Origin of the sequence: Allobosea sp. LC85, assembly GCF_000735605.1 — a bacterium.
GTDB lineage: Bacteria > Pseudomonadota > Alphaproteobacteria > Rhizobiales > Beijerinckiaceae > Allobosea.
In genome coordinates this window covers 158,659-181,549 of record NZ_JPKG01000034.1, presented here as the reverse complement: position 1 = coordinate 181,549, position 22,891 = coordinate 158,659, and the positions used below count along the sequence as shown (strand labels likewise).

The following is a 22,891-nucleotide window of genomic DNA, read 5'->3' as shown; positions in this document are numbered from 1 at the left end:
GCTTTGTTCCCGGCCATGGCGGGCGCGTCGATGCTCTGATCCTTCATCAGGATGGTCACGAATCGCCGCGTCATCAAGGAACATCAGGCAGGACATCGCTAAGTCGAGAACATGAGCCCAGAGCTTGCTGTGGCCATCCAGGAGCAGTTCTCCCTGGTGAGTGCTGCATTGCTGGCCAAAGGGGCCCTGCAGGCACTGAGCTTCAAGGGTGTCGGGCAGAACGGGGTGGATGTCTATGAGGCGCGTTTCGCCACGCCTGGTGCGCTGGAATGCGCAATCGGCTGGACCAACGACGGCGTGATTCACACCCTGTGGCTGCGCCCAGTACCTTGGGGCGCAAGAGCGTCGTCCGATTTGAAACGAGAATCGACGGGGCGGGCAACCACCCCGCTATACTGGGGAAGGGCCGATCCGCAGCGCCCGCCAAGGTCACGTCGACGCATCAAAAACGGCGTGATGGAGCGCTCGAAAGGATGCGCGGTCCATGCCGAAAATACGAAAGGAGGAGGTGGGAGGCGCGGCCGTCCCGAGACCCAATTCATCCAAATCCGCCTGTGATGGTGGACGCAGATTTTCATCTATCTACTTGAGATAAATGGCGCGGGCGACGGGGCTCGAACCCGCGACCTCCGGCGTGACAGGCCGGCACTCTAACCAACTGAGCTACGCCCGCGCAGGGCGGCTAAGGCGTCTTGGCCTCAGCGAGGTTGGGATTAGGGTGCCGGGCCGGCAGTGTCAAGCGCGAGGTGCCGGCAAAATTCATCTTCCCCAAATTCCAAACCTTCAGGGGCGCTAGCAGGCACAAGCCTCCGCCTTTCTCTGTGCAAATCGAGGCTCCATGCGCGTGGAACGCGATTTCATCGCCACGTTCGCTCGCGGCTGTTGCCGCCCCGTTGCGTCAAGGTTCGCGGCAATAATGGACACGCGATAGAGACCGGGGGAGGTTTCCGCGTGAAAAGCAGAGGAGGCCTGGATTCACTTCGGGGAGGCGGGCCAAGTTATCCACAGCCGACGTCAATCCCAGCAGCAGGAGCGGGCTGGAAGCGACGGGCCGCAAGGTTGCCGATCAGAGCGGCGCCCTCCCGTACGGACCGCGCTGCTTCCCCCAGTAATCATCCTGGTCATCTCATCGCTTTTTTCTATCTATCGGGATTCAAAAATCTATTTGCCCCGCGCCGACTGCGTTGCCAGCCTCCACGCATGCAGATCGGACCGTGCCGCATCGGCTGGCGATCGCTCCAGTGGAGGCAACGACAATGACGTCCTACACGCGCCGCGACACGCTCGCCGGAGCCATCGGCATCGGCTTGTCGGCCTCTCTTGCAGCGAGCCCGGTTCGATCGTCCTCAGGCAGCATCTTCAAACTCGGGATCGCCTCAGGAGATCCCTGGCCGGACGGCGTCGTGCTGTGGACGAGACTGGTTCGCGATGCTGTGGCGGCTGACGGCGGCATGGGCGAGGCGCCCGTCGAGGTTGTCTGGGAGGTGGCACGCGACGAGCGGCTGCAGGATGTCGTGCGGACCGGAGTCACTCTGGCGATGCCAGAATTCGCACATTCGGTGCATGTCGAGGTGAGCGGCCTCGAACCCGGACGTTCCTATTGGTACCGCTTTCGTGCCGAGAACACCGAAAGCCCAATCGGTAGGACCCGGACCGCGCCGGCGCCGGGGCAACAGGTGTCGCGCCTGCGGTTCGCCGCAGCCGCATGTCAGCATTGGATGTACGGGAACTGGGCGGCCTATCATCGGATGGCCGATGAAGACCTCGATTTCGTCTTGCACCTGGGAGATTACATCTATGAGGCTCCGTCATCGAGCCAGGCCGCCGTCAGGCAAAAGGTCCGCGACGTCCCGATCGATGTTCCAAAGACGTTGGCCGACTATCGTCGGATGCATTCCTGGTACAAGACCGACCCGGCGATCCAGTCGGCGCACTCTGCCTTTCCCTGGATTGCCATCTGGGACGATCACGACGTCGAAAACGACTATGCGGGGAATCAAGCGCCCGGCCGACCTCCCGCGGCGGCGTTCCTGCGGCAGCGTGCTGCTGCCTATCAGGCCTATTGGGAGCACATGCCGCTGAGAATTGCACAGCGGCCTCTGGGACCGGATGCACTCCTCTATCGGCGTTTGGCGTTCGGCGACCTGATCGACCTCATCATGCTCGACGAACGCCAATATCGCTCGCCGCTTGCCTGCCCACCGCCAGCGCCGCAGCTTGATCGAAGTCGGTTGGTTTCGGCCAGCGAATGCGCGGATGCATTCGACCCCAAGCGCACCATGCTGGGGCTCGATCAGGAGAGTTGGCTTGCGCGGTGCCTTACCGAGCCGGCTCGCGGACGATGGCTGCTTCTCGGCCAGCAACTCATGTTCTCCCCATTCGCGCGAAAGCTGGAAATCGGAACCGGTCTCGACACCGACGGGTGGGGTGGTTACGCGGCGGCCCACCAGCGCATGGTCGATCTCATCGCCGCGCGTCCGAGCCGCGACACAGTAGTCCTCGGAGGCGATATTCACGGGTTCGTCGCCTCGAATGTCCCAGCCGGGCACCAGGATATGGACTCGGATGTCGTCGCAGCGCACATCGTCTGCGGAGCGATCAGCTCGCGCCTGGGCGATCACAGCAACTATGTTGCGTCGCTTCCGAACAACCCACATATCCAGTTCGTCGATGCTCAACGCCACGGATACACGCGCTGCACCTTCACGCGAGACCGCGCTTCGTTCGAATTTCGCGCTGTCGACGACATTCGGAACCCCGTATCTGGTCTCAGCACCTTGGCGACCTTCGAGACTGAATGGGGCGTCGCCGGGCTGCGCCGCGTTTAACAGCGGAGAGCGCGAGACCATCGGGCCTGAAGGGTCAACGCGTCGCAGATTGCTCGTGCCGGCGGGTTCGCCCGGCGTCCCCTGCGGCGCGATATAGGCCGGATAGGTATCCGTTCAGCGATTGCAGACCCCGCGGGCGCAGGCGGTGTCGGCCGCTCTGCCCGAGGCGCGCGATAAAAGCGCGTGCACGCTGAGGGCGATGCATGGTGGGCGGTGACGGGCTCGAACCGCCGACCCTCTCGGTGTAAACGAGATGCTCTACCAACTGAGCTAACCGCCCCCACAGAGGTGCGGTTTAAGGCTTCAGCGCCGCGCCTTCAAGCCTTGAGGCCGATGGAAGCCAGGATAAGGCGCCCTCCGGCCTCACCAGGGCCGACGCGGTCCCGTATCGATGTGGATAAGTCCGTTCCAGTAGACCTTGTGGCCGCCGACCTCTGGCAGTGAGCGGGCATAGTCGAGCACGACCCGCGGCCGCACGCCGGGCACGCGGAAATCCATTGCTTCGCAACGCTTGTGATAGGAGCCGCGCCGGGCGCGCCAGGGCGGGCGCCAGGTCGAGGTCACCTTCACGGCTCCGTACTTGTCGGCAATCTTGCCAAGAACCGACTTGAGCAATTGCGGAAGACAGGCGGTCGAGGTGCCAGGGTCGGTCGAGATGCCCGGCCGGTCCGGTTTCTCGTTCGGATCGAAGTCCGGCTCCGCTCCGGCCTTCTGGCCGGGCGTCAGCTGCGGCCATTCCGGACCTTCGTCCTCGTCAGGTTCCGTGACCGCTGGAGAATTCGGAGCAGGGGGAGAATCGACCTGCGCACTCACAGGCGTGGGAGCAAGATCAGCGACAGCCGGGGGAGGGACGACGATGACAGGCGTCACCGTCTTTGCCGGCAGGTCCAGATCGAAGGGACGTCCGGGCGGCAGCGGCGCCAGCACCATCTGGCCGTCTTCGGCGCTGGCATGGGACGCCGTCAGGGCGAAGACGATCGCGAGCAGCGGCAATGGGAAGCCGGGCCGCGGGGTTGATCTGGTATTTCCTGCAGGCAAAGGCTTAGGCAAAGGCATCTCAGGGTGTCGGCGCTGGCAGGAAGACGGCACGTGTTTCGGCGCCTACGAGTGGAAGCTGCGGCGTCTTTCCGCAAAGCGCGAGAAGCTCGGCAGGGGCCGCCGTGACTTTCTCGACGTCGAGCAGCGGACGCTGCGCACCGCCCGCATAATAGCCGGCGAGCCACAGCACGAGCTGGCTCTGGTCGTTGCCGGTCATTGCGCTGAAATCGGCGCAGGTCGCGCGGGTGAGGTCGATACCCTCGGCATGCGGAGCGCCGGCGGGTGCGAGCAAGCTTCCGGCCAGAGTCGCGAGCGCCGCGATACGGTGGAGAGGTCGGACCATGCGTCTCGCTCCTGGGCGGCTGATTCCCGCAATTAGGCCGATTCGTAACCATCTTGTCGCGCCGTGCGCTTGCCGGTCGGTGCGAGCTATCGATCTTGCGGTAAAAATTGCGTGCAATGCGCCTGGTTCATTGCCGTGGCGCGGTTGTGCGGCGCGGCGAACCCTTGCGTGATTCTAGAGTAGGGGCTAATCGACTGCCGATGCGTGTGCCGCGGGTCTGGGCCCGCGAAGCGAGGTTGTCCATGCAAGCATTACCTGTACCGTCCTTGCTGAGCGACTACCTGCCGCTGGCCATCTTCATCGGCGTTTCCATGGTCATTGGTCTTGCGCTGCTGATCGCGCCGTTCGCAGTCGCATTTTCCAAGCCGGACGCTGAAAAGCTCTCCGCCTATGAGTGCGGTTTCAATGCGTTCGATGACGCGCGCATGAAGTTCGATGTCCGCTTCTACCTGGTCTCCATCCTGTTCATCATCTTCGATCTCGAGGTCGCCTTCCTGTTCCCATGGGCGGTCGCGTTCGGCGATCTCGGCTGGTATGGTTTTTGGTCAATGATGATCTTTCTGGGCGTCTTGACCGTTGGCTTCGTCTACGAGTGGCGCAAGGGCGCATTGGAGTGGGACTAGCTGTCGGTTCGCGAGGCGCCGCCTCGGTGTTGATCTGACGGTAACGGGTTCACAAGGGTAGTTTCATGGCAATCACAGCGATCGACCGCGGCGATCCGCTCGTCGCGCCCGCGCCCCGGGGGCTGCTCGGCCCCGACGGGAAGCCGGTGGGTGCGCGCGATCCCTTCTTCGTCGAGATCAACAACGAACTCGCCGACAAGGGTTTCCTCGTCACGGCGACCGACGATCTGATCAACTGGTCCCGGACCGGCTCGCTGATGTGGATGACCTTCGGCCTCGCCTGTTGCGCGGTCGAGATGATGCAGATGTCGATGCCGCGCTATGATGTCGAGCGCTTCGGCTTCGCGCCACGCGCGTCTCCACGCCAGTCGGATGTGATGATCGTTGCCGGTACGCTGACCAACAAGATGGCTCCGGCGCTGCGCAAGGTCTATGACCAGATGCCGGAGCCGCGCTACGTCATCTCGATGGGCTCCTGCGCCAATGGCGGCGGTTATTACCACTACAGCTACTCGGTGGTGCGCGGCTGCGACCGGATCGTGCCGATCGACATCTATGTTCCCGGCTGCCCGCCGACTGCGGAAGCGCTGCTCTATGGCGTGCTGCTGCTGCAGAAGAAGATTCGGCGCACAGGCACGATCGAACGGTAAACGCCCCCGCATCGCACCAAGGCGGGTATTGCTCCGGTCGTGACGAGACGAGCGGCGAAAAGGTTGAGGTTGAGATGAGCGAAGAGCTCGTGACACTCGGTGAAGAGATCAAGGCTGCGCTGCCCGGCGCCGTCGTGAAGGCTGTCGTCGCCTTCGAGGAGTTGACGATCGAGGCCGAGGCCGCGTCGATCGTCCAGATCATGGCGACGCTTCGCGATGATTCGCGCTTTCGTTTCGTGAACTTCACCGATATCGCCGGCGCCGATTATCCGAGGCGCGAAAGGCGCTTCGATGTCGTCTATCATCTGCTGTCACCGCGCCATAACCGGCGTATCCGGGTCAAGGTGCAGACGGACGAGGCGACCCCGGTTCCGTCAATCATCGATATCTTCCCGGCCGCGAACTGGTACGAGCGCGAAGCCTATGATTTCTACGGAATCCTGTTTTCGGGACACCCGGACCTGCGTCGTATCCTCACCGATTACGGGTTTGAGGGCTATCCGCTGCGCAAGGATTTCCCGCTGACCGGATTCGTCGAGGTTCGCTATGACGACGAACAGAAGCGGGTCGTCTACGAACCGGTGAAGCTCAACCAGGAATTCAGGAATTTCGACTTTTTGAGCCCCTGGGAAGGCACGGATTACGTGCTGCCCGGTGACGAGAAGGCGAAGGGAGCCTGAGCGCGATGGCTGCTGCCGACAAATCCCTGTCCGGAGGCTGTCTCTGCGGCGCGGTCCGTTTTGCGGCCGTGCCCGAGAAGCTGGAAATGGATGTCTGCCATTGCGGCATGTGCCGGAAATGGAGCGGCGGCACCTTCATGGCCGTGCCCTGCACCGGAGTGACCGTCGTCGACGACACTGCGCTCGGTGTCTACCCGTCCTCTGACTGGGGCGAGCGCGTGTTCTGCAAGACCTGCGGCTCCAGCCTGTTTTGGCGGCTGCGCGGCGGGGATGGGCATGTCGCCGTCTCGATGCAGAGCTTCGACGACCTTTCGTCCTTCACCTTTACCGAAGAAATCTTCATCGACGAGAAGCCAGCCCTCTATGTCTTTGCAGGAGAGCGGACGCGCAAGACCGGCGCGCAGGTCGTCGCCGAATTCGCCGCGAAACAGGCGGGCTGAGAATGACCGAACACAACATCCGCAATTTCTCGATCAATTTCGGGCCGCAGCACCCGGCCGCGCACGGTGTGCTGCGCCTCGTCCTGGAACTCGACGGTGAGATCGTCGAGCGCGTCGATCCGCATATCGGCTTGCTGCATCGCGGTACCGAGAAGCTGATCGAGGCCAAGACCTATCTGCAGGCGCTGCCCTATTTCGACCGGCTCGACTATGTCGCGCCGATGAACCAGGAGCATGCTTATTCGCTCGCGGTCGAGAAGCTGATGGGGGTGACCGTGCCACGGCGCGGGCAACTCATCCGCGTGCTCTATTCCGAGATCGGCCGCATCCTCTCGCATATCCTCAATGTCACCACGCAAGCGATGGATGTCGGCGCGCTGACGCCGCCGCTCTGGGGTTTCGAGGAACGCGAGAAGCTGATGATCTTCTATGAGCGGGCCTGCGGCGCGCGCATGCATGCGGCCTATATCCGGCCGGGCGGCGTCCACCAGGACCTGCCGCCCTCGCTGATCCACGATATCGCCGAATGGTGCGACCCCTTCCTCAAAGTCTGCGACGACCTCGAGGGGCTGCTCACCGACAACCGCATCTTCAAGCAGCGCAATGTCGATATCGGCGTCGTCGATCTCGATACCTGCTGGAAATGGGGGTTCTCGGGCGTGATGGTGCGCGGCTCCGGCGCCGCCTGGGACCTGCGCAAGAGCCAGCCCTATGAATGCTACGAGGAGATGGAATTCGACATCCCCATCGGCAAGAACGGCGACTGCTACGACCGCTACTGCATCCGCATGGAAGAAATGCGCCAGTCCGTGCGCATCATGAAGCAGTGCTGCGAAAAGCTGCTGGCGGCCGATGGCGGCGGGCCGGTCTCTTCGCTCGACGGCAAGATGGTGCCGCCGAAGCGCGGTGAGATGAAGCGCTCGATGGAAGCGCTCATCCACCATTTCAAGCTCTACACCGAGGGCTACAAGGTCCCCGAAGGCGAAGTCTACGCCGCCGTCGAGGCGCCGAAGGGCGAGTTCGGCGTCTATCTCGTCTCCGACGGCACCAACCAGCCCTATCGCTGCAAGATCAAGGCTCCGGGCTTCGCCCATCTCCAGGCCATGGATTTCATGTGCCGCAAGCACATGCTGGCGGACGTCTCCGCGATCCTCGGCTCTCTCGACATCGTCTTTGGTGAGGTGGACCGCTAATGTCCGTCCGTCGTCTCGCGCCCGATCACGTTCAACCCGCGTCCTTCGCCTTCACCGCGGCGAACGAGAACTGGGCTGATCAGCAGATCGCCAAATATCCGGAAGGCCGGCAGGCCTCCGCCGTGATTCCGCTGCTGTGGAAGGCGCAGGAACAGCATCACGGCTGGGTTCCGCGCGCCGCGATCGAGGCGGTGGCGAAGAAGCTCTCGATGGCACCGATGCGCGTGCTGGAGATCGCGACCTTCTACACCATGTTCAACCTGCAGCCGGTCGGAGCTCACTTCATCCAGCTCTGCGGCACGACCCCTTGCGCGCTGCGCGGTGCCGAGGCGCTGAAGAAGGTCTGCGAGGACGTCATCGGCCCGCAATCGACCGTTTCTGCCGATGGCAAGCTGTCCTGGCTCGAGGTCGAATGCCTCGGCGCCTGCTGCAACGCCCCGATGGCGCAGATCAATTTCGACTATTACGAAGACCTGACGCCCGAGAATTTCCGCGCGCTCCTCGACGATCTGCGACACGATCGTCCGACCAAGTCCGGCCCGCAGATCGACCGCTCCTGCTCGGAACCGGTCGGCGGTGGCGAGACGCTGAAGGATCCGGGCCTCTATGACGGCTCGATGGTCGGCGCGGGCAACTGGCAGGCTCGCGTCGCCGAACAGCGCAAGGCGGCGGCCGAGGCGGCTGCGGCCAAGGCTGCCGCGGAAGCCGATGCCAAGGCGGCCGAAGCGACGCCAGCAGCGGTCGCGACCAAGCCCGCGACCGAAACGGCGGCTCCTGCCCGTCCGAAGCCCTCGTCCCCAGCTCAGCCGGCGGGTTCGGCTCAGGACACGCCGGCAGCTGGCGGCAAGGTCGACAAGGCCGCCGTTGCTGAATCTGCGAAGCCGGCCGATGCGCCGGCGCGCCGTACGCGGGCTACCAAGCCCAGCGACAAGCCGAAAGAGTGAGGCGAGACATGCTCGCAGATCGCGACCGCATCTTTACGAACCTCTACGGCCGGCACGACCTGTCGCTGAAGGGCGCCATGGCGCGTGGCGCCTGGGACGGCACCAAGTTCCTGCTCGAGCAGGGGCGCGATTGGATCATCGACGAGATGAAGCACTCGGGCCTGCGCGGGCGCGGCGGCGCCGGGTTCCCGACCGGACTCAAGTGGTCGTTCATGCCGAAGCAGAACGACGGGCGTCCGCATTACCTCGTCGTCAATGCCGACGAATCGGAGCCCGGCACCTGCAAGGACCGCGAGATCATGCGCAACGACCCGCATACGCTGGTCGAGGGCTGCCTGATCGCCTCCTTCGCCATGGGCGCGCATGCGGCCTACATCTATATTCGCGGCGAATATGTCCGCGAGCGCGAGGCGCTGCAGCGCGCCGTCGACGAGGCCTATGCGGCAAACCTCATCGGCAAGAACAACAAGCACGGCTATCCGTTTGATCTCTATGTGCATCACGGCGCCGGCGCCTATATCTGCGGCGAAGAGACGGCGCTGCTGGAGAGCCTCGAAGGCAAGAAGGGCATGCCGCGCCTGAAGCCGCCATTCCCGGCCAATGTCGGCCTCTACGGCTGCCCGACTACCGTCAACAACGTCGAGTCGATCGCGGTGGCGCCGACCATCCTGCGCCGCGGCGCGAGCTGGTTCTCCTCGCTTGGCAATCCGAATAATGTCGGCACCAAGCTGTTCTGCGTCTCGGGCCATGTGAACAAGCCCTGCAACGTCGAAGAGGTGATGGGCATCCCGTTCCGCGAGCTGATCGACCGCCATTGCGGCGGCATCCGTGGCGGCTGGGACAATCTGCTCGCCGTCATCCCCGGCGGCTCCTCCGTGCGCATGGTGCCTGCCGAGCAGATCATCGACACGCCGATGGACTTCGACTCGCTCTCGAAGCTGCGCTCGGGCCTCGGCACCGCCGCCGTGATCGTCATGGACAAGTCCACCGATATCGTCCGCGCCATTGCCCGTATCAGCTATTTCTACAAGCATGAGAGCTGCGGCCAGTGCACGCCATGTCGCGAGGGCACGGGCTGGATGTGGCGCGTCCTCAACCGCATGGCCGAGGGCAGGGCGCAGAAGCGCGAGATCGACATGCTGCTGGACGTCACCAAGCAGGTCGAAGGCCACACGATCTGCGCGCTCGGCGATGCCGCGGCCTGGCCGATCCAGGGCCTGATCGCGCATTTCCGTCACGAGATCGAAAAGCGCATCGACGATTATGCCGCCAATCCGCATTCCGAGCCGGCGCGGCTGATGGCGGCGGAGTAAGACCATGACCAAACTCGTCATCGACGGCATCGAGGTCGACGTCCCGGCCGATTACACCGTGCTCCAGGCCTGTGAGGCCGCGGGCGCCGAAGTGCCGCGCTTCTGCTTCCATGAGCGGCTCTCGATCGCCGGCAACTGCCGCATGTGCCTCGTCGAGGTGAAGGGCGGGCCGCCGAAGCCCCAGGCCTCCTGCGCCATCGGCGTGCGCGACCTGCGCCCCGGCCCGAATGGCGAGCTGCCGGTCGTCTCGACCAAGTCGCCGATGGTCAAGAAGGCGCGCGAGGGGGTGATGGAGTTCCTGCTCATCAACCACCCGCTCGACTGCCCGATCTGCGACCAGGGCGGCGAATGCGACCTGCAGGACCAGGCGATGGCCTATGGCGTGGACAATTCCCGCTATGCCGAGAACAAGCGCGCGGTCGAGGACAAGTATATCGGCCCGTTGGTGAAGACGACGATGACGCGCTGCATCCACTGCACGCGCTGCGTCCGCTTCACCACCGAAGTCGCCGGCGGCACCGACCTCGGCGCCATTGGCCGCGGCGAGGACATGGAGATCACGACCTATCTCGAACAGGCGATGGGTTCGGAACTCCAGGGCAATATCGTCGATCTTTGCCCAGTCGGCGCGCTGACCTCGCGGCCTTACCAGAACAAGGCGCGGCCCTGGGAGCTGACCAAGACCGAATCCGTCGACGTGATGGATGCGGTCGGCTCCGCTATCCGGGTCGATTCGCGTGGCCGCGAGGTGATGCGCATCCTGCCGCGCGTCAACGAGGCGGTGAACGAGGAGTGGATTTCCGACAAGACGCGCCATGTCGTCGACGGCCTGCGTACGCAGCGTCTCGACCGGCCCTATATCCGGCAGAACGGCGCGCTGAAGCCGGCAAGCTGGAACGAGGCCTTTGCGCTGATCGCGGACAGGCTGAATGCAACCAGGCCCGAGCGCATCGGCGCGGTCGTCGGCGACCTTGCCGCGGTCGAGGAGATTTTCGCGCTGAAGAGCCTGATGGCCTCGTTTGGCGTCAGCAATATCGACAGCCGCCAGGATGGAGCGAAGCTGCATCCGAAGCATGGCCGCGCCAGCTACCTCCTCAATGCCGGCATCGCCGGGATCGAGGATGCCACCTCGCTGCTGATCGTCGGCGCCAATCCGCGCAAGGAAGCGCCGATCCTCAATGCCCGCATCCGCAAGCGCTGGCTGCGTGGTGACTTCAAGGTCTCGCTGATTGGCGAACAGGCCGATCTGACCTACGCCCATGGTTACCTCGGCGCCGGTCCTGAGACGCTGGCCGATCTGGTCAAGCGCGCTCCGGCTGCCGGCGACAAGCCGATGGTTCTGGTCGGGCAGGGCGCTCTCGCCCGCGCGGACGGCGAGGCGATCCTCTCTCTCGCCGCCAAGGCGGCGCAGGTGCTGGGCGCGGTCAAGGACGGCTGGAACGGCTTCGGCGTGCTGCACACGGCAGCCGCCCGCGTCGGTGCGCTCGATCTCGGCTTCGTGCCGGGTGAGGGGGCACTGGATGTCGCCGGCATGGTTTCGCCCGGCGCGCTCGACGTGCTGTTCCTGCTCGGCGCCGACGAGGTCGAAGTCCCGGCCGGCGCGTTCGTGATCTATCAGGGCACGCATGGCGACCGTGGCGCGCATCGCGCCGACGTCATCCTGCCGGGCGCCGCCTATACCGAGAAGTCCGGCACCTATGCCAATACCGAGGGCAGGGTGCAGATGACCGATCGTGCCACCTTCCCGCCGGGCGATGCCCGCGAGGATTGGGCGATCCTGCGGGCGCTCTCAGGCGCGCTCGGCAAGACCTTGCCCTTCGACTCGCTCGCGGCGCTGCGCCAGGCACTCTATGCTGCCCATCCGCATTTCGCCGGGCTCGATACGCTTCCCGCGGCTGACGGCTCTTCGCTTGGCGCCCTTGCGGGACTCGGCGGCAAGACCGACAAGGCCGGCTTCGCCTCGCCGGTCGCTGATTTCTACCAGACCAACCCGATCGCGCGTGCCTCGGCCGTGATGGCGGAATGCTCGGCGCTGGCCTCCGGCCGGATGCGGCAGGCGGCGGAGTAAGGCCAGATGAACTGGGATATCGTCCTCAATCTCGCGATCATTCTCGGCAAGAGCTTGCTGCTGCTGGTTTGCCTGCTCGTCTTCATTGCCTTCATCCTGCTGGCGGACCGCAAGATCTGGGCGGCGGTGCAGCTTCGGCGCGGCCCGAACGTGGTCGGCCCCTTCGGCTTGTTCCAGAGTTTCGCCGACTTGCTGAAATTCGTCTTCAAGGAGCCGATCGTCCCGTCGAGCTCCAACAAGGGCGTCTTCCTGCTTGCCCCGCTGGTCTCCTGCGTGCTCTCCCTCGCGGCCTGGGCGGTCATCCCGGTTGCGGATGGCTGGGCGATCGCCGACATCAATGTCGGCGTCCTCTACATTTTCGCGATCTCGTCGCTCGGCGTCTATGGCGTGATCATGGGCGGCTGGGCCTCGAACTCAAAATACCCGTTCCTCGGCGCCCTGCGCTCGGCGGCCCAGATGGTCTCCTACGAAGTCTCGATCGGCTTCGTCATCATCACCGTGCTGCTTTGCGTCGGCTCGCTGAACCTGTCGGCCATCGTGGAGGCACAGAACACGAGCTGGGGCATGCTGCGCTGGTTCTTCCTGCCGCTGTTCCCGATGTTCGTCGTCTTCTTCATCTCGGCTCTGGCCGAGACGAACCGGCCGCCTTTCGATCTGCCGGAAGCAGAGTCCGAGCTCGTCGCCGGCTTCATGGTCGAGTACTCCTCGACGCCGTATCTGCTGTTCATGCTCGGCGAATACGTGGCGATCATGACCATGTGCTCGCTGACCACGATCCTGTTCCTCGGGGGCTGGCTGCCGCCGTTCCCGATCGCGCCCTTCACCTGGCTACCCGGCGTGTTCTGGTTCGCGCTCAAGATCTGCATGGTGTTCTTCATGTTCGCCATGGTGAAGGCCTTCGTGCCGCGCTACCGCTATGACCAGCTGATGCGGCTGGGCTGGAAGGTGTTCCTGCCGCTCTCGCTGGCCTCGGTGGTGGTCGTGGCGGCGGTGCTGCAGATCACCGGCTGGGGGCCGGTGCGCTGATGGAATTATCCACTGCGGGGCTGATCGGCGCTGCCGTCGGTCTGGTCCTGGGGTGGGTGGACTACAAAGTCGTCGGAGGCTTCGTCGAGCGCGCACTGCGGCGGACGGATACGTCGACGACACGCGAGGAGAAGGACAATTACGAACGGCGCATCGGGCTGTTCAGGATCGTCTTTCTCGTCGGCGCCATGGGGTTCTTCCCCATTCTGGGTTACCTGCTCGGCCGCGTGCTGTTCGGTTGAGTTTGTGAAGAGGAAAAGAGCGATGTCACTCGCGCAAGCCGCCAAGGGGCTGCTTCTCAAGGAGTTCGTTTCGGCGTTCTTCCTGTCGATGCGCTATTTCTTCAAGCCGAAGGCGACGCTCAACTATCCCTTCGAGAAGGGCGTGCTTTCGCCGCGCTTCCGCGGCGAGCATGCGCTGCGCCGCTATCCCAATGGCGAGGAGCGCTGCATTGCGTGCAAGCTCTGCGAGGCGATCTGCCCGGCCCAGGCCATCACCATCGAGGCCGGCCCGCGCCGCAATGACGGCACGCGTCGCACCACGCGCTACGACATCGACATGACGAAGTGCATCTATTGCGGCTTCTGCCAGGAAGCCTGCCCGGTGGACGCCATCGTCGAGGGACCGAACTTCGAGTTCGCGACAGAAACCCGCGAAGAACTGTTCTACGACAAGGCAAAACTGCTGGCGAACGGCGATCGCTGGGAGCGCGAGATCGCGCGCAACATCGCGATGGATGCGCCGTATCGCTGAGGCGGTGAAGACCTCCGCCGCTCCGGGCATCCGGGTCAGTGGGCAGGGATGACGAGGGATGGGGAGCGTCGCGCGGTTGTCGCGTCCGGCGGGCCTCTCTATAGACGCTCAAAACTGTGCCTGACTCGCTTGGGCACGCTTGAAACGAGGGCCGCCCGCAAGGGCGGAAGGGCTGACCGAGATGAACGCCGCAGCGGCTTTCTTCTATCTGTTCTCTGGCATCACCGTCGCTTCGGCGTTCATGGTGGTGTCGTCGCGCAACCCCGTTCATTCGGTGCTGTTCCTGATCCTGGCCTTCGTCAATGCAGCGGGCCTGTTCCTGCTGCTCGGGGCCGAGTTCCTCGCGATGCTGCTGGTCGTCGTCTATGTCGGCGCCGTCGCAGTGCTCTTCCTCTTCGTGGTGATGATGCTCGACGTTGATTTCGCCGAGTTCCGCCAGGGGTTCCTGAACTACCTGCCGGTCGGGGTGCTCGTCGGGCTGGTCTTCCTGATCGAACTGCTGCTGGTGGTCGGCGCCTGGGTCATCGATCCGAAGATCGTCAGCACGCCTGTTGCTGCAATCCCGACCAATATCAGCAACACCGAGGCACTCGGGCAGGTGCTCTATACCCAGTATGTCTATTACTTCCAGGCGGCCGGTCTGGTGCTGCTCGTCGCCATGATCGGCGCGATCGTGCTGACCCTGCGCGACCGTCCCGGCGTCAAGCGCCAGAATGTCGTCGCCCAGAACGCCCGCACCAAGGAAACCGCGATGGACGTGCGCAAGGTGCCCTCGCGCGCCGGCCTGCCTGAGGAGACCGTCTGATGATCGGCCTGGGACATTACCTCGCGGTCGGCGCGATCCTGTTCACGCTCGGCGTGCTCGGCATCTTCATCAACCGCAAGAACGTCATCGTCATCCTGATGTCGATCGAGCTCATCCTGCTCGCGGTCAACATCAACTTCGTGGCCTTCTCGTCGTTCATGAACGATCTCGTCGGCCAGGTCTTTGCGCTCCTGGTGCTGACTGTCGCGGCGGCTGAAGCCGCGATCGGCCTCGCCATTCTTGTCGTCTACTTCCGAAATCGCGGCACCATCGCGGTGGAAGACATCAACATGATGAAAGGCTGAGCGCGCCTGCGCGCCCTGCTAGCTGCCATGTATCACGCGATCGTCTTCCTCCCGCTCCTCGGCTTCCTGATTGCCGGCCTCTTCGGCCGGCTGATCGGATCACGCGCCTCGGAGATCGTCACCACCTCGCTGTTGATGGTCTCGGCGGTCCTGTCCTGGATCGCCTTCTTCAATGTCGGCTTCGGCGCGGGCACCACGCGTGTCCAGGTCGCGACCTGGCTCGCCTCCGCCGATCTGCGCGTCGACTGGGCTTTCCGCATCGACACGCTGACTGCGGTCATGCTGGTCGTCGTCAACACCGTCTCCTCGCTCGTGCACCTCTATTCCATCGGCTACATGCACGAGGATCCGCACCGGCCGCGCTTCTTCGCCTATCTCTCGCTCTTCACCTTCGCGATGCTGATGCTGGTGACGGCGGACAATCTCGTCCAGATGTTCTTCGGCTGGGAAGGCGTCGGTCTCGCCTCCTATCTGCTGATCGGTTTCTGGTACCAGAAGCCCTCGGCGAACGCGGCCGCGATCAAGGCCTTCGTCGTCAACCGCGTCGGCGATTTCGGTTTCCTCCTCGGCCTCGCCCTGGTCTTCGTGCTGTTCGGCTCGGTCACCTTCGACAGCATCTTCCCGAAGGCGGGCGAACTGACCGGCCAGACCTTCCGGTTCCTCGGCTATGAGTGGAACGCGCTGACCCTGACCTGCCTGCTGCTGTTCATGGGCGCGATGGGCAAGTCGGCGCAGTTCCTGCTGCACACCTGGCTGCCTGACGCGATGGAAGGCCCGACCCCGGTCTCGGCGCTGATTCATGCCGCGACCATGGTCACCGCCGGCGTCTTCATGGTGGCGCGTCTGTCGCCGATCTTCGAATATGCGCCGGTCGCGATGACCGTCGTCGTTGTCATCGGCGCAACCACGGCCTTCTTCGCGGCGACGGTCGGTCTGGTGCAGAACGACATCAAGCGCGTCATCGCCTATTCGACCTGCTCGCAGCTCGGCTACATGTTCGTCGCGCTCGGCGTCGGAGCTTATTCCGCCGGCATCTTCCACCTCTTCACCCACGCCTTCTTCAAGGCGCTGCTGTTCCTCGGGGCCGGCTCGGTCATCCACGCGATGCACCACGAACAGGACATGCGCCATATGGGCGGCCTGCGGAAGCACATACCCTTCACCGCGGCGGCGATGACGATCGGCACGCTGGCGCTGACCGGCTTCCCCTTCTTCGCCGGGTACTTCTCGAAGGACGCGATCATCGAAAGCGCCTTTGCGGCCAAGCATGGCTTCGCCACCGATTACGCCTTCGTGCTGCTGGTCGTGGCTGCCTGCTTCACGTCGTTCTACTCCTGGCGGCTGTATTTCATGACCTTCGAGGGCCGTCCGCGCTGGGCCGGCCACGGCCATGACGCGCATGGTCACAACGACCACGCCCATGCTGCACACGCCCATGGCCACGATGACCACGCGCATGCCGGACATGGTCATGACGATCACGGCCATCACGCGCACCAGCCGCACGAGAGTCCGCTCAGCATGCTCGTGCCGCTTGCCCTGCTCGGGCTCGGTGCCATTGCCGCTGGCTTCGCGTTCAAGGAAGCCTTCATCGGTCATGACTACGAGCATTTCTGGAAGGCTTCGCTGTTTACCGGCAAGGACAACCATATCCTGCACGCGATGCACGAGGTTCCCGGCTGGGTCGTGGCCTCGCCCTTCATCGCGATGGTGCTCGGCTTCGTCGGTGCGCTCTACTGCTACGTGCTGCGCCCGGACGTGCCAGGCAAGCTCGCGAAGGCGAACCCCGTCCTGTACCGGTTCCTGCTCAACAAGTGGTATTTCGACGAGATCTACGACTTCCTGTTCGTTCGGCCGGCGAAATGGCTCGGCCGCTTCCTCTGGAAGAAGGGCGACGGCTTCATCATCGACGGTTTCGGCCCCGATGGCGTCTCGGCTCGCGTGGTCGATGTCACCAACCGTGTCGTCCGGCTCCAGACCGGTTTCGTCTATCACTATGCCTTCGCCATGCTGATCGGCGTCGCGGGCCTGGTGACCTGGTATTTGCTGACTCGCGGGTGAGATGATGTTCGGTTTCGGTATCCTCACCGGTCTTCTCGTCCTGCCGCTCGTCGGCGCCGCCTTCATCCTGGCGCAGCGCGGCGACGAGGCTTCGGTCAGCTCCAACGCACGCTATGTCGCCCTGGCAGCGACGATCGCGACCTTTATCCTGTCGCTGGTGGCATGGGGCCGGTTCGACTCGGCCAATCCGGCCTTCCAGATGGTCGAGACCCATGGCTGGGTCTCGGATGCGATCAAGTACAAGCTCGGCGTCGACGGTTTCTCGTTCCCGTTCGTGGTGCTGACCGCCTTCTTGATGCCGTTCTGCATCCTCGCGTCCTGGACCTCGGTTGAGAAGCGGGTTCGCGAGTACATGGTCGCGTTCCTGATCCTTGAGACGCTGATGATCGGTGTCTTCGTCGCGCTCGATCTCGTGCTGTTCTACGTGTTCTTCGAGGCCGGCCTGATCCCGATGTTCCTGATCATCGGCATCTGGGGCGGCAAGCGTCGCGTCTACGCGTCCTACAAGTTCTTCCTCTACACGCTGCTCGGCTCGGTGCTGATGCTGCTCGCACTGATGGCGATGTACTGGAATGCCGGCACCACCGACATCCCGACGCTGCTTGCGCATAAGTTCCCGGTCTCGATGCAGCCCTGGCTCTGGCTCGCCTTCTTCGCGTCCTTCGCCGTGAAGATGCCGATGTGGCCGGTCCATACTTGGCTGCCTGACGCCCACGTCGAGGCGCCGACCGCGGGCTCCGTCATCCTGGCTGCGATCCTGCTTAAGATGGGTGGCTACGGCTTCATCCGCTTCTCGATCCCGATGTTCCCGGAAGCCTCGGCGATGTTTGCGCCGCTCGTCTTCGCGCTCTCCGTCATCGCCATCATCTACACCTCCCTGGTGGCGCTGATGCAGGAGGACATCAAGAAGCTGATCGCCTACTCGTCGGTCGCCCATATGGGTTTCGTCACCATGGGCCTGTTCACGCTGACGCCGCAGGGCATCCAGGGTGCGATGTTCCAGATGGTCAGCCACGGGCTGGTCTCGGGCGCGCTCTTCCTTTGCGTCGGCGTGATCTATGACCGCATGCATACCCGCGAGATCGCGGCCTATGGCGGGCTGGTCAACCGGATGCCGCGTTACGCGGTCGCCTTCATGGTCTTCACCATGGCCAATGTCGGGCTCCCCGGCACGGCAGGTTTCGTCGGCGAGTTCCTGACCATCTTGGGAGCCTTCAAGGCCAATCCCTGGGTCGCTTTCTTCGCGGCCTTCGGCGTCATCCTCTCGGCCGGCTATGCGCTCTGGCTCTATCGCCGCGTCGTGTTCGGCGAACTGGTGAAGCCGGAGCTCAAGAACATCACCGATCTCAACACCCGCGAGGTCGTCATTCTCGCTCCGCTGATGGTGCTGACGATCTGGTACGGCATTGCGCCGGGCACGATCCTCGACGCCTTTGCCGCGCCGACCGAAGCCCTCATCAAGAATTATCAGGCCGCACTCACCGCCGCGAAAACGGCGATGCTGGTCGTACAGTAAGGTTTGGCAGCGATGACCTTGCCCGCTCTCGGCCCAGCTCTGCCGGAAATCACCCTCGCCATCGGCGCGATCGCCATGGTTCTCTACGGCGCCATTCGCGGCGAGAGCGCGACCCGTGCGCTCGAAGTCATCGGGCTTGCCTTGCTCGCGCTTGCGCTCGTGCTGGTGCTCTCCGGCACCGGCAAGGCGGTGACCTTCAACGGCGCGTTCGTCGCTGACGGCTTCGCGCGCTTCATGAAGGCGCTGACACTGATCGGCGCCGGCGCGGCGATCGTGCTCGCAGGCGATTTCATGCGCCGCGACGGCTCGATGCGTTTCGAGTTCCCCGTGCTGGTCGTGCTCGCCACGATCGGCATGATGATGATGATCTCGGCGAGCGACCTGATTGGCCTTTATGTTGGTCTCGAGCTGCAGAGCCTCGCGCTCTATGTCGTCGCCGCCTTCGACCGCGACAACACCAGGTCAACCGAAGCGGGCCTGAAATATTTCGTCCTCGGCGCACTGTCCTCGGGCATGCTGCTCTATGGCAGCTCGCTGGTTTACGGCTTCACCGGTACTGTGACCTATTCCGGTATCGCCCAGGCGATCCATGGCGAGCATGTCGGCCTCGGGCTGATCTTCGGCATCGTCTTCGTTGCCGCCGGCCTTGCCTTCAAGATCTCGGCCGTGCCCTTCCATATGTGGACGCCGGACGTCTATGAGGGCGCGCCGACGCCGGTTGCCGCCTTCTTCGCCACTGCTCCCAAGATGGCTGCGATGGCGATGATGGTTCGCATCTTCGTCGGGGCCTTCCCGGGCGCGCTGCATGACTGGCAGCAGATCATCATCTTCATGTCGATCGCCTCGATGGCGCTCGGTGCCTTCGCCGCCATCGGGCAACGCAACATCAAGCGCCTGCTCGCCTATTCCTCGATCGCCAATATGGGCTACGCCCTGGTCGGCCTCGCGACGGGAACGGCGGCCGGCGTCCAGGGCGTGATGACCTATATGGCAATCTATCTCGCCACCACGCTTGCCGCCTTCGCCTGCGTTCTGATGATGCGTCGCGACGGCAAGCCGGTCGAAGACATCTCCGAGCTTGCCGGGCTCTCGCGCACCAATCCCTGGATGGCCTTCGCGCTGGCGATGATGATGTTCTCGCTCGCCGGCATCCCGCCGCTGGCCGGCTTCTGGGCGAAGTTCTACGTTTTCGCTGCCGCGATCGATGCCAAGCTCTACGCGCTTGCGGTGATCGGCGTCGTGACCAGCGTGGTCGGTGCCTACTACTACCTGCGCATCATCAAGGTGATGTATTTCGATGAGGCGAAGCCGGCCTTCGAGAAGGGGGACATCGGCGTGCGCGGCGTGCTGCTGGTCTCGACCCTGTTCGTGCTGATGCTCTCGTTCCTGCCGGCTCCGCTGTTCGACTCGGCTGCCGCCGCCGCCAAGTCGCTGTTCTAAGGGGGCGGGCGGCGTGCTCGGCGAGGCGGCGCGCGCCGCCGGCTACCGACTGATCGTGCGGGACGCGGTCGGCTCGACCATGGAGGAGGCGCGTCGTGCCTTAGACCAGGGCGACCCTGGTTCACTCTGGATCGTGGCTCGCAGCCAAAGCGCCGGGCGAGGCCGTCACGGCCGCAACTGGGGCTCTCCGCCAGGAAATCTCTACGCCAGCCTCCTGCTCGTGCAGCCCTGCGAACCGGCGCTGGCGCCGCAGCTCGGCTTTGTTGCGGGTCTCGCCTTGCATGACGCCGCAGCCAAAGTCACCGGCCTTTCTGCTCCGCGCCTTGCTCTGAAATGGCCCAATGACCTGCTGATCGACCGCGCCAAGACGGCGGGTCTCCTGCTGGAGGGCGAGAGCCGGGCGGGGCGCTTTGCAGTGACCATCGGCATGGGCATCAATGTCGCCAGCCGGCCGGACGACACCCCCTATCCCGCGACCTTCCTGAAGGCCGAAGGCGCGGCTGCCAGTATCGAAGCCCTGCTGGCCGCGCTCAGTGACGCCTGGGTTGCCCGCTTCAACGCCTGGTCATTGCCGGGCGGTTTTGGCCCGACTCGCGCAGCCTGGCTCGAACGTGCGGCATTCCTCGGCGAGACCATCACCCTGCGCCTGGCGGAGGGCCCGCTGAGTGGCCGTTTCCTCGGCCTCGATGCTTCGGGCAGGCTTGAGCTCGATGTCGCAGGCGCGCGACATCTGGTTGACGCAGGCGATCTCTATTTCGGCCTACCCGGCTGATCGGCCCACGTCTGTCCCAGAGCGGCTCCTGTCGCTCTTCCACGGCCTTCATGCTAGATCACGCTGCGTTTGGACGACATCGTCCAAACGCAGAAAACGTGATCGACTCTCATAGTTTAGAGCATGCTTGATGCGAAAAACCGTTGCCACTTTTTCGCAGCATGCTCTAGGCCTTGCCACTCATCCGGCGCGCTCTGTGCCCTGCCTTTTGCCTTAGGATTTCCCGTGACCCGTTCCAGCGACCAACTCGTCTTCGTTCCCCTCGGCGGCCTTGGCGAGATCGGTATGAATGCGGCACTCTACGGCTTCGGGCCTGAAGGGCGGCGCAAATGGATCCTGGTTGATTGCGGCCTCTCATTTGCCGGTCCCGAGGTTCCGGGCGTCGATATCGTCCTCCCCGATCTGCGCTACATCATCGAGGAACGGGCCAATCTGCTTGGCATCGTGATCACTCACGCGCATGAGGATCATATTGGTGCGCTCGCGGCGCTGTGGCCCTCCCTGCGCGCGCCCGTCTACTGCACGCAATTCGCGGCCGGGCTGCTCGCCACGCGGCGGCTGGGCGAGCCCGGCGCGCCGAAGGTGCCGATCAACGTCGTCGCCCAGGGCGGTCACTTCACGCTTGGTCCCTTCGAGGTCGAGTTCGTGCCGGTCGCGCATTCCATTCCGGAATCCTGCGCGCTGGCGATCCGCACCCCTGTCGGCCTCGTCGTTCATACCGGAGACTGGAAGATCGACCCGACCCCGCAGGTCGGCCTGCCGACCGACGAGAAGCGACTGCGCGAGCTTGGCGACGAGGGCGTGCTCGCCCTGATCTGTGACTCGACCAATGTCATGCGCGACGGCATCAGCCCGAGCGAGGCGGATGTCGCGGCCAAGCTGAAGGAACTGGTCGCTTCGGCGCCCGGCCGCGTTGCCGTCACCACATTCGCCTCGAATGTGGCACGGCTGCGGGCCGTCGCAGAGGCTGCCATGGCCGGTCACCGTGATGTCGTTGTGGTCGGCCGCGCCATGGACCGTGTCATCGATGTCGCGCGCGAATGCGGCTACCTCGACGGCATACCGGCATTCCGCTCCGTCGAGCATTACGGCTACCTGCCGCGCGACAAGGTCGTCGCGCTGGTCACCGGCAGCCAGGGCGAGCCGCGCGCCGCGCTCTCGCGAATCGCGTCCGACGACCATCCCGAGATCGCCTTGTCTCCAGGCGATCGCGTGATCTTCTCCTCCCGCACCATTCCGGGCAACGAGAAAGCTGTCGGCAACATCCTGAATGCGCTGGCGCGGGACAATATCGAGATCATCACGGACCGCACGCATCTGGTCCATGTCTCAGGCCATCCGCGCCGCGAGGAAATGGCCCGGCTTTATGGCTGGCTGCGGCCCAAGATCGCCATTCCCGCTCATGGCGAGGATCTGCATCTGAGCGAGCACGCGGCTTTCGCGCGCGGACTCGGTGTCAAGAATGTCGTTCGTGCCGGCAATGGCGACATCATCGCCATCACTGCCGACGGGGCCGGCAAGATCGATGAAGCACCACATGGCCGGCTCTATCAGGACGGCGCTCTCCTGGTGAACGCCACGGAGAAGACGATCCAGGAGCGCCGCAGGCTCTCCTTTGCCGGCATGATTTCGGTCGCGGTTGCGGTCGACGACAAGGGCGGCATCGCCGGCGAACCGGAGATTGCTGTGCTCGGCCTGCCACCGGTCGCGCGTGACGGCACGCCCTTTGACGAACTGGTCGCCGATGCGGTCTCCGATCTGCTCGACAACATCCCCAAGGCGCGCCGCCGCGATCCTGAAGCGCTGCGCAACGCCCTGGAGCGCGGCTTGCGCAGCACCGTCAATGAGGAATGGGGCAAGAAGCCGCTGGTGCATGCGCTGGTGATCGAAGTCTAGGGCATCGGCCCGAAAAGTGGATTGCGGTTTTCGGGAAAGCCGATGCAAACACAAAGGGTTAGATCATCGGACTGGATACGATTTCCGGTCCGATGATCTAACCCACCGACCCGAAAAGTGGATTGCGGTTTTCGGGAAAGCCGATGCTGACATAGAAGCCTAGATCACCGGCAGTACGGACGGCGGTGTTCTCGCCG

Annotated in this window: 22 protein-coding genes and 2 tRNA genes; 20 read left to right on the top strand and 4 right to left on the bottom strand. The window is 64.0% G+C overall.

Features of this window, described 5'->3' with window-relative positions; genetic code table 11:
- Window positions 1-111: 111 nt before the first annotated feature.
- Window positions 112-558, top strand: a complete 447-nt coding sequence (locus FG93_RS32480; RefSeq protein ID WP_152579498.1) for a hypothetical protein — start codon at window positions 112-114, stop codon at window positions 556-558.
- A gap of 38 nt (window positions 559-596) precedes the next feature.
- On the opposite strand, the gene FG93_RS18115 is transcribed toward FG93_RS32480, so the two are convergent.
- A tRNA-Asp gene (locus FG93_RS18115) sits at window positions 597-673 on the bottom strand.
- A gap of 583 nt (window positions 674-1,256) precedes the next feature.
- Here FG93_RS18115 and FG93_RS18110 point away from each other — a divergent pair.
- Window positions 1,257-2,828, top strand: coding sequence for an alkaline phosphatase (locus FG93_RS18110; RefSeq protein ID WP_043236805.1), 1,572 nt, complete (start codon window positions 1,257-1,259; stop codon window positions 2,826-2,828).
- Window positions 2,829-3,032: 204 nt separating this feature from the next.
- Here FG93_RS18110 and FG93_RS18105 read toward each other — a convergent pair.
- The 3 genes from FG93_RS18105 to FG93_RS18095 form a co-directional block, all read right to left on the bottom strand.
- A tRNA-Val gene (locus FG93_RS18105) sits at window positions 3,033-3,108 on the bottom strand.
- Between the two features lie 83 nt (window positions 3,109-3,191).
- Complete coding sequence (locus FG93_RS31285; RefSeq protein ID WP_052513906.1) at window positions 3,192-3,821, bottom strand: D-Ala-D-Ala carboxypeptidase family metallohydrolase; 630 nt, start codon at window positions 3,819-3,821, stop codon at window positions 3,192-3,194.
- 64 nt (window positions 3,822-3,885) lie between these two features.
- On the bottom strand, window positions 3,886-4,209 hold the full coding sequence (locus FG93_RS18095; protein ID WP_043236803.1) for an HdeA/HdeB family chaperone: 324 nt from the start codon (window positions 4,207-4,209) through the stop codon (window positions 3,886-3,888).
- 242 nt (window positions 4,210-4,451) lie between these two features.
- Here FG93_RS18095 and FG93_RS18090 point away from each other — a divergent pair, with 242 nt between their 5' ends.
- The 18 genes from FG93_RS18090 to FG93_RS18005 all read left to right on the top strand — a co-directional run bounded on the left by FG93_RS18090 (window position 4,452) and on the right by FG93_RS18005 (window position 22,694).
- Complete coding sequence (locus FG93_RS18090) at window positions 4,452-4,832, top strand: NADH-quinone oxidoreductase subunit A (protein ID WP_043236915.1); 381 nt, start codon at window positions 4,452-4,454, stop codon at window positions 4,830-4,832.
- Between the two features lie 65 nt (window positions 4,833-4,897).
- Window positions 4,898-5,482: an NADH-quinone oxidoreductase subunit B family protein gene (locus FG93_RS18085; RefSeq protein ID WP_043236802.1), complete on the top strand. Its 585-nt coding sequence runs from the start codon at window positions 4,898-4,900 to the stop codon at window positions 5,480-5,482.
- 74 nt (window positions 5,483-5,556) lie between these two features.
- Window positions 5,557-6,162: an NADH-quinone oxidoreductase subunit C gene (locus FG93_RS18080; RefSeq protein WP_043236800.1), complete on the top strand. Its 606-nt coding sequence runs from the start codon at window positions 5,557-5,559 to the stop codon at window positions 6,160-6,162.
- 5 nt (window positions 6,163-6,167) lie between these two features.
- Window positions 6,168-6,602, top strand: a complete 435-nt coding sequence (locus tag FG93_RS18075) for a GFA family protein (RefSeq protein ID WP_043236798.1) — start codon at window positions 6,168-6,170, stop codon at window positions 6,600-6,602.
- Between the two features lie 2 nt (window positions 6,603-6,604).
- Window positions 6,605-7,795: an NADH-quinone oxidoreductase subunit D gene (locus tag FG93_RS18070; protein WP_043236797.1), complete on the top strand. Its 1,191-nt coding sequence runs from the start codon at window positions 6,605-6,607 to the stop codon at window positions 7,793-7,795.
- Window positions 7,795-8,739 (top strand): NADH-quinone oxidoreductase subunit NuoE, encoded by a 945-nt coding sequence (gene nuoE, locus FG93_RS18065; protein ID WP_052513905.1) that lies wholly within the window; start codon window positions 7,795-7,797, stop codon window positions 8,737-8,739. The genes FG93_RS18070 and nuoE overlap by 1 nt, the downstream gene beginning before the upstream one ends.
- An 8-nt stretch (window positions 8,740-8,747) precedes the next feature.
- Window positions 8,748-10,052: an NADH-quinone oxidoreductase subunit NuoF gene (gene nuoF / locus FG93_RS18060; protein ID WP_043236795.1), complete on the top strand. Its 1,305-nt coding sequence runs from the start codon at window positions 8,748-8,750 to the stop codon at window positions 10,050-10,052.
- Window positions 10,053-10,056: 4 nt separating this feature from the next.
- Window positions 10,057-12,120: an NADH-quinone oxidoreductase subunit NuoG gene (gene nuoG, locus FG93_RS18055; protein ID WP_043236794.1), complete on the top strand. Its 2,064-nt coding sequence runs from the start codon at window positions 10,057-10,059 to the stop codon at window positions 12,118-12,120.
- Between the two features lie 6 nt (window positions 12,121-12,126).
- Window positions 12,127-13,146, top strand: coding sequence for an NADH-quinone oxidoreductase subunit NuoH (gene nuoH / locus FG93_RS18050; protein ID WP_043236792.1), 1,020 nt, complete (start codon window positions 12,127-12,129; stop codon window positions 13,144-13,146).
- Window positions 13,146-13,388, top strand: coding sequence for a hypothetical protein (locus tag FG93_RS18045; RefSeq protein WP_043236791.1), 243 nt, complete (start codon window positions 13,146-13,148; stop codon window positions 13,386-13,388). Before nuoH ends, FG93_RS18045 begins: the two co-directional genes overlap by 1 nt.
- 22 nt (window positions 13,389-13,410) lie before the next feature.
- The gene (gene nuoI, locus FG93_RS18040) at window positions 13,411-13,899 is read left to right on the top strand and encodes an NADH-quinone oxidoreductase subunit NuoI (RefSeq protein WP_043236790.1); all 489 of its coding nucleotides are present in this window, start codon (window positions 13,411-13,413) and stop codon (window positions 13,897-13,899) included.
- Window positions 13,900-14,080: 181 nt separating this feature from the next.
- Window positions 14,081-14,704 carry an NADH-quinone oxidoreductase subunit J gene (locus FG93_RS18035; RefSeq protein ID WP_043236788.1) on the top strand — a complete coding sequence of 208 codons (624 nt, stop codon included), beginning with the start codon at window positions 14,081-14,083 and terminating at the stop codon, window positions 14,702-14,704.
- Entirely contained in the window at window positions 14,701-15,009 is a 309-nt protein-coding gene (gene nuoK / locus FG93_RS18030; protein ID WP_043236787.1) for an NADH-quinone oxidoreductase subunit NuoK, read from the top strand. Before FG93_RS18035 ends, nuoK begins: the two co-directional genes overlap by 4 nt.
- Before the next feature lie 27 nt (window positions 15,010-15,036).
- Window positions 15,037-17,070, top strand: a complete 2,034-nt coding sequence (gene nuoL, locus FG93_RS18025) for an NADH-quinone oxidoreductase subunit L (protein ID WP_043236785.1) — start codon at window positions 15,037-15,039, stop codon at window positions 17,068-17,070.
- A 4-nt stretch (window positions 17,071-17,074) separates the two neighbouring features.
- A complete protein-coding gene (locus FG93_RS18020; RefSeq protein WP_043236914.1) occupies window positions 17,075-18,586 on the top strand; it encodes an NADH-quinone oxidoreductase subunit M in 1,512 nt (503 codons plus the stop codon).
- 12 nt (window positions 18,587-18,598) lie between these two features.
- Window positions 18,599-20,026 carry an NADH-quinone oxidoreductase subunit NuoN gene (nuoN, locus tag FG93_RS18015; RefSeq protein ID WP_043236784.1) on the top strand — a complete coding sequence of 476 codons (1,428 nt, stop codon included), beginning with the start codon at window positions 18,599-18,601 and terminating at the stop codon, window positions 20,024-20,026.
- 13 nt (window positions 20,027-20,039) lie between these two features.
- Window positions 20,040-20,798 (top strand): biotin--[acetyl-CoA-carboxylase] ligase, encoded by a 759-nt coding sequence (locus FG93_RS18010; protein ID WP_043236783.1) that lies wholly within the window; start codon window positions 20,040-20,042, stop codon window positions 20,796-20,798.
- A gap of 225 nt (window positions 20,799-21,023) precedes the next feature.
- Window positions 21,024-22,694: a ribonuclease J gene (locus tag FG93_RS18005; protein ID WP_043236781.1), complete on the top strand. Its 1,671-nt coding sequence runs from the start codon at window positions 21,024-21,026 to the stop codon at window positions 22,692-22,694.
- The last annotated feature ends 197 nt before the right edge of the window (window positions 22,695-22,891 follow it).

Bases quoted from the DNA above. Each gene is read 5' to 3' on its own strand.
- FG93_RS32480 (WP_152579498.1), top strand. From the start codon at position 112: ATGAGCCCAGAGCTTGCTGTGGCCATCCAGGAGCAGTTCTCCCTGGTG.
- FG93_RS18110 (WP_043236805.1), top strand. From the start codon at position 1,257: ATGACGTCCTACACGCGCCGCGACACGCTCGCCGGAGCCATCGGCATC.
- FG93_RS18095 (WP_043236803.1), bottom strand. From the start codon at position 4,209: ATGGTCCGACCTCTCCACCGTATCGCGGCGCTCGCGACTCTGGCCGGA.
- FG93_RS18090 (WP_043236915.1), top strand. From the start codon at position 4,452: ATGCAAGCATTACCTGTACCGTCCTTGCTGAGCGACTACCTGCCGCTG.
- FG93_RS18085 (WP_043236802.1), top strand. From the start codon at position 4,898: ATGGCAATCACAGCGATCGACCGCGGCGATCCGCTCGTCGCGCCCGCG.
- FG93_RS18080 (WP_043236800.1), top strand. From the start codon at position 5,557: ATGAGCGAAGAGCTCGTGACACTCGGTGAAGAGATCAAGGCTGCGCTG.
- FG93_RS18075 (WP_043236798.1), top strand. From the start codon at position 6,168: ATGGCTGCTGCCGACAAATCCCTGTCCGGAGGCTGTCTCTGCGGCGCG.
- FG93_RS18070 (WP_043236797.1), top strand. From the start codon at position 6,605: ATGACCGAACACAACATCCGCAATTTCTCGATCAATTTCGGGCCGCAG.
- nuoE (WP_052513905.1), top strand. From the start codon at position 7,795: ATGTCCGTCCGTCGTCTCGCGCCCGATCACGTTCAACCCGCGTCCTTC.
- nuoF (WP_043236795.1), top strand. From the start codon at position 8,748: ATGCTCGCAGATCGCGACCGCATCTTTACGAACCTCTACGGCCGGCAC.
- nuoG (WP_043236794.1), top strand. From the start codon at position 10,057: ATGACCAAACTCGTCATCGACGGCATCGAGGTCGACGTCCCGGCCGAT.
- nuoH (WP_043236792.1), top strand. From the start codon at position 12,127: ATGAACTGGGATATCGTCCTCAATCTCGCGATCATTCTCGGCAAGAGC.
- FG93_RS18045 (WP_043236791.1), top strand. From the start codon at position 13,146: ATGGAATTATCCACTGCGGGGCTGATCGGCGCTGCCGTCGGTCTGGTC.
- nuoI (WP_043236790.1), top strand. From the start codon at position 13,411: ATGTCACTCGCGCAAGCCGCCAAGGGGCTGCTTCTCAAGGAGTTCGTT.
- FG93_RS18035 (WP_043236788.1), top strand. From the start codon at position 14,081: ATGAACGCCGCAGCGGCTTTCTTCTATCTGTTCTCTGGCATCACCGTC.
- nuoL (WP_043236785.1), top strand. From the start codon at position 15,037: ATGTATCACGCGATCGTCTTCCTCCCGCTCCTCGGCTTCCTGATTGCC.
- FG93_RS18020 (WP_043236914.1), top strand. From the start codon at position 17,075: ATGTTCGGTTTCGGTATCCTCACCGGTCTTCTCGTCCTGCCGCTCGTC.
- nuoN (WP_043236784.1), top strand. From the start codon at position 18,599: ATGACCTTGCCCGCTCTCGGCCCAGCTCTGCCGGAAATCACCCTCGCC.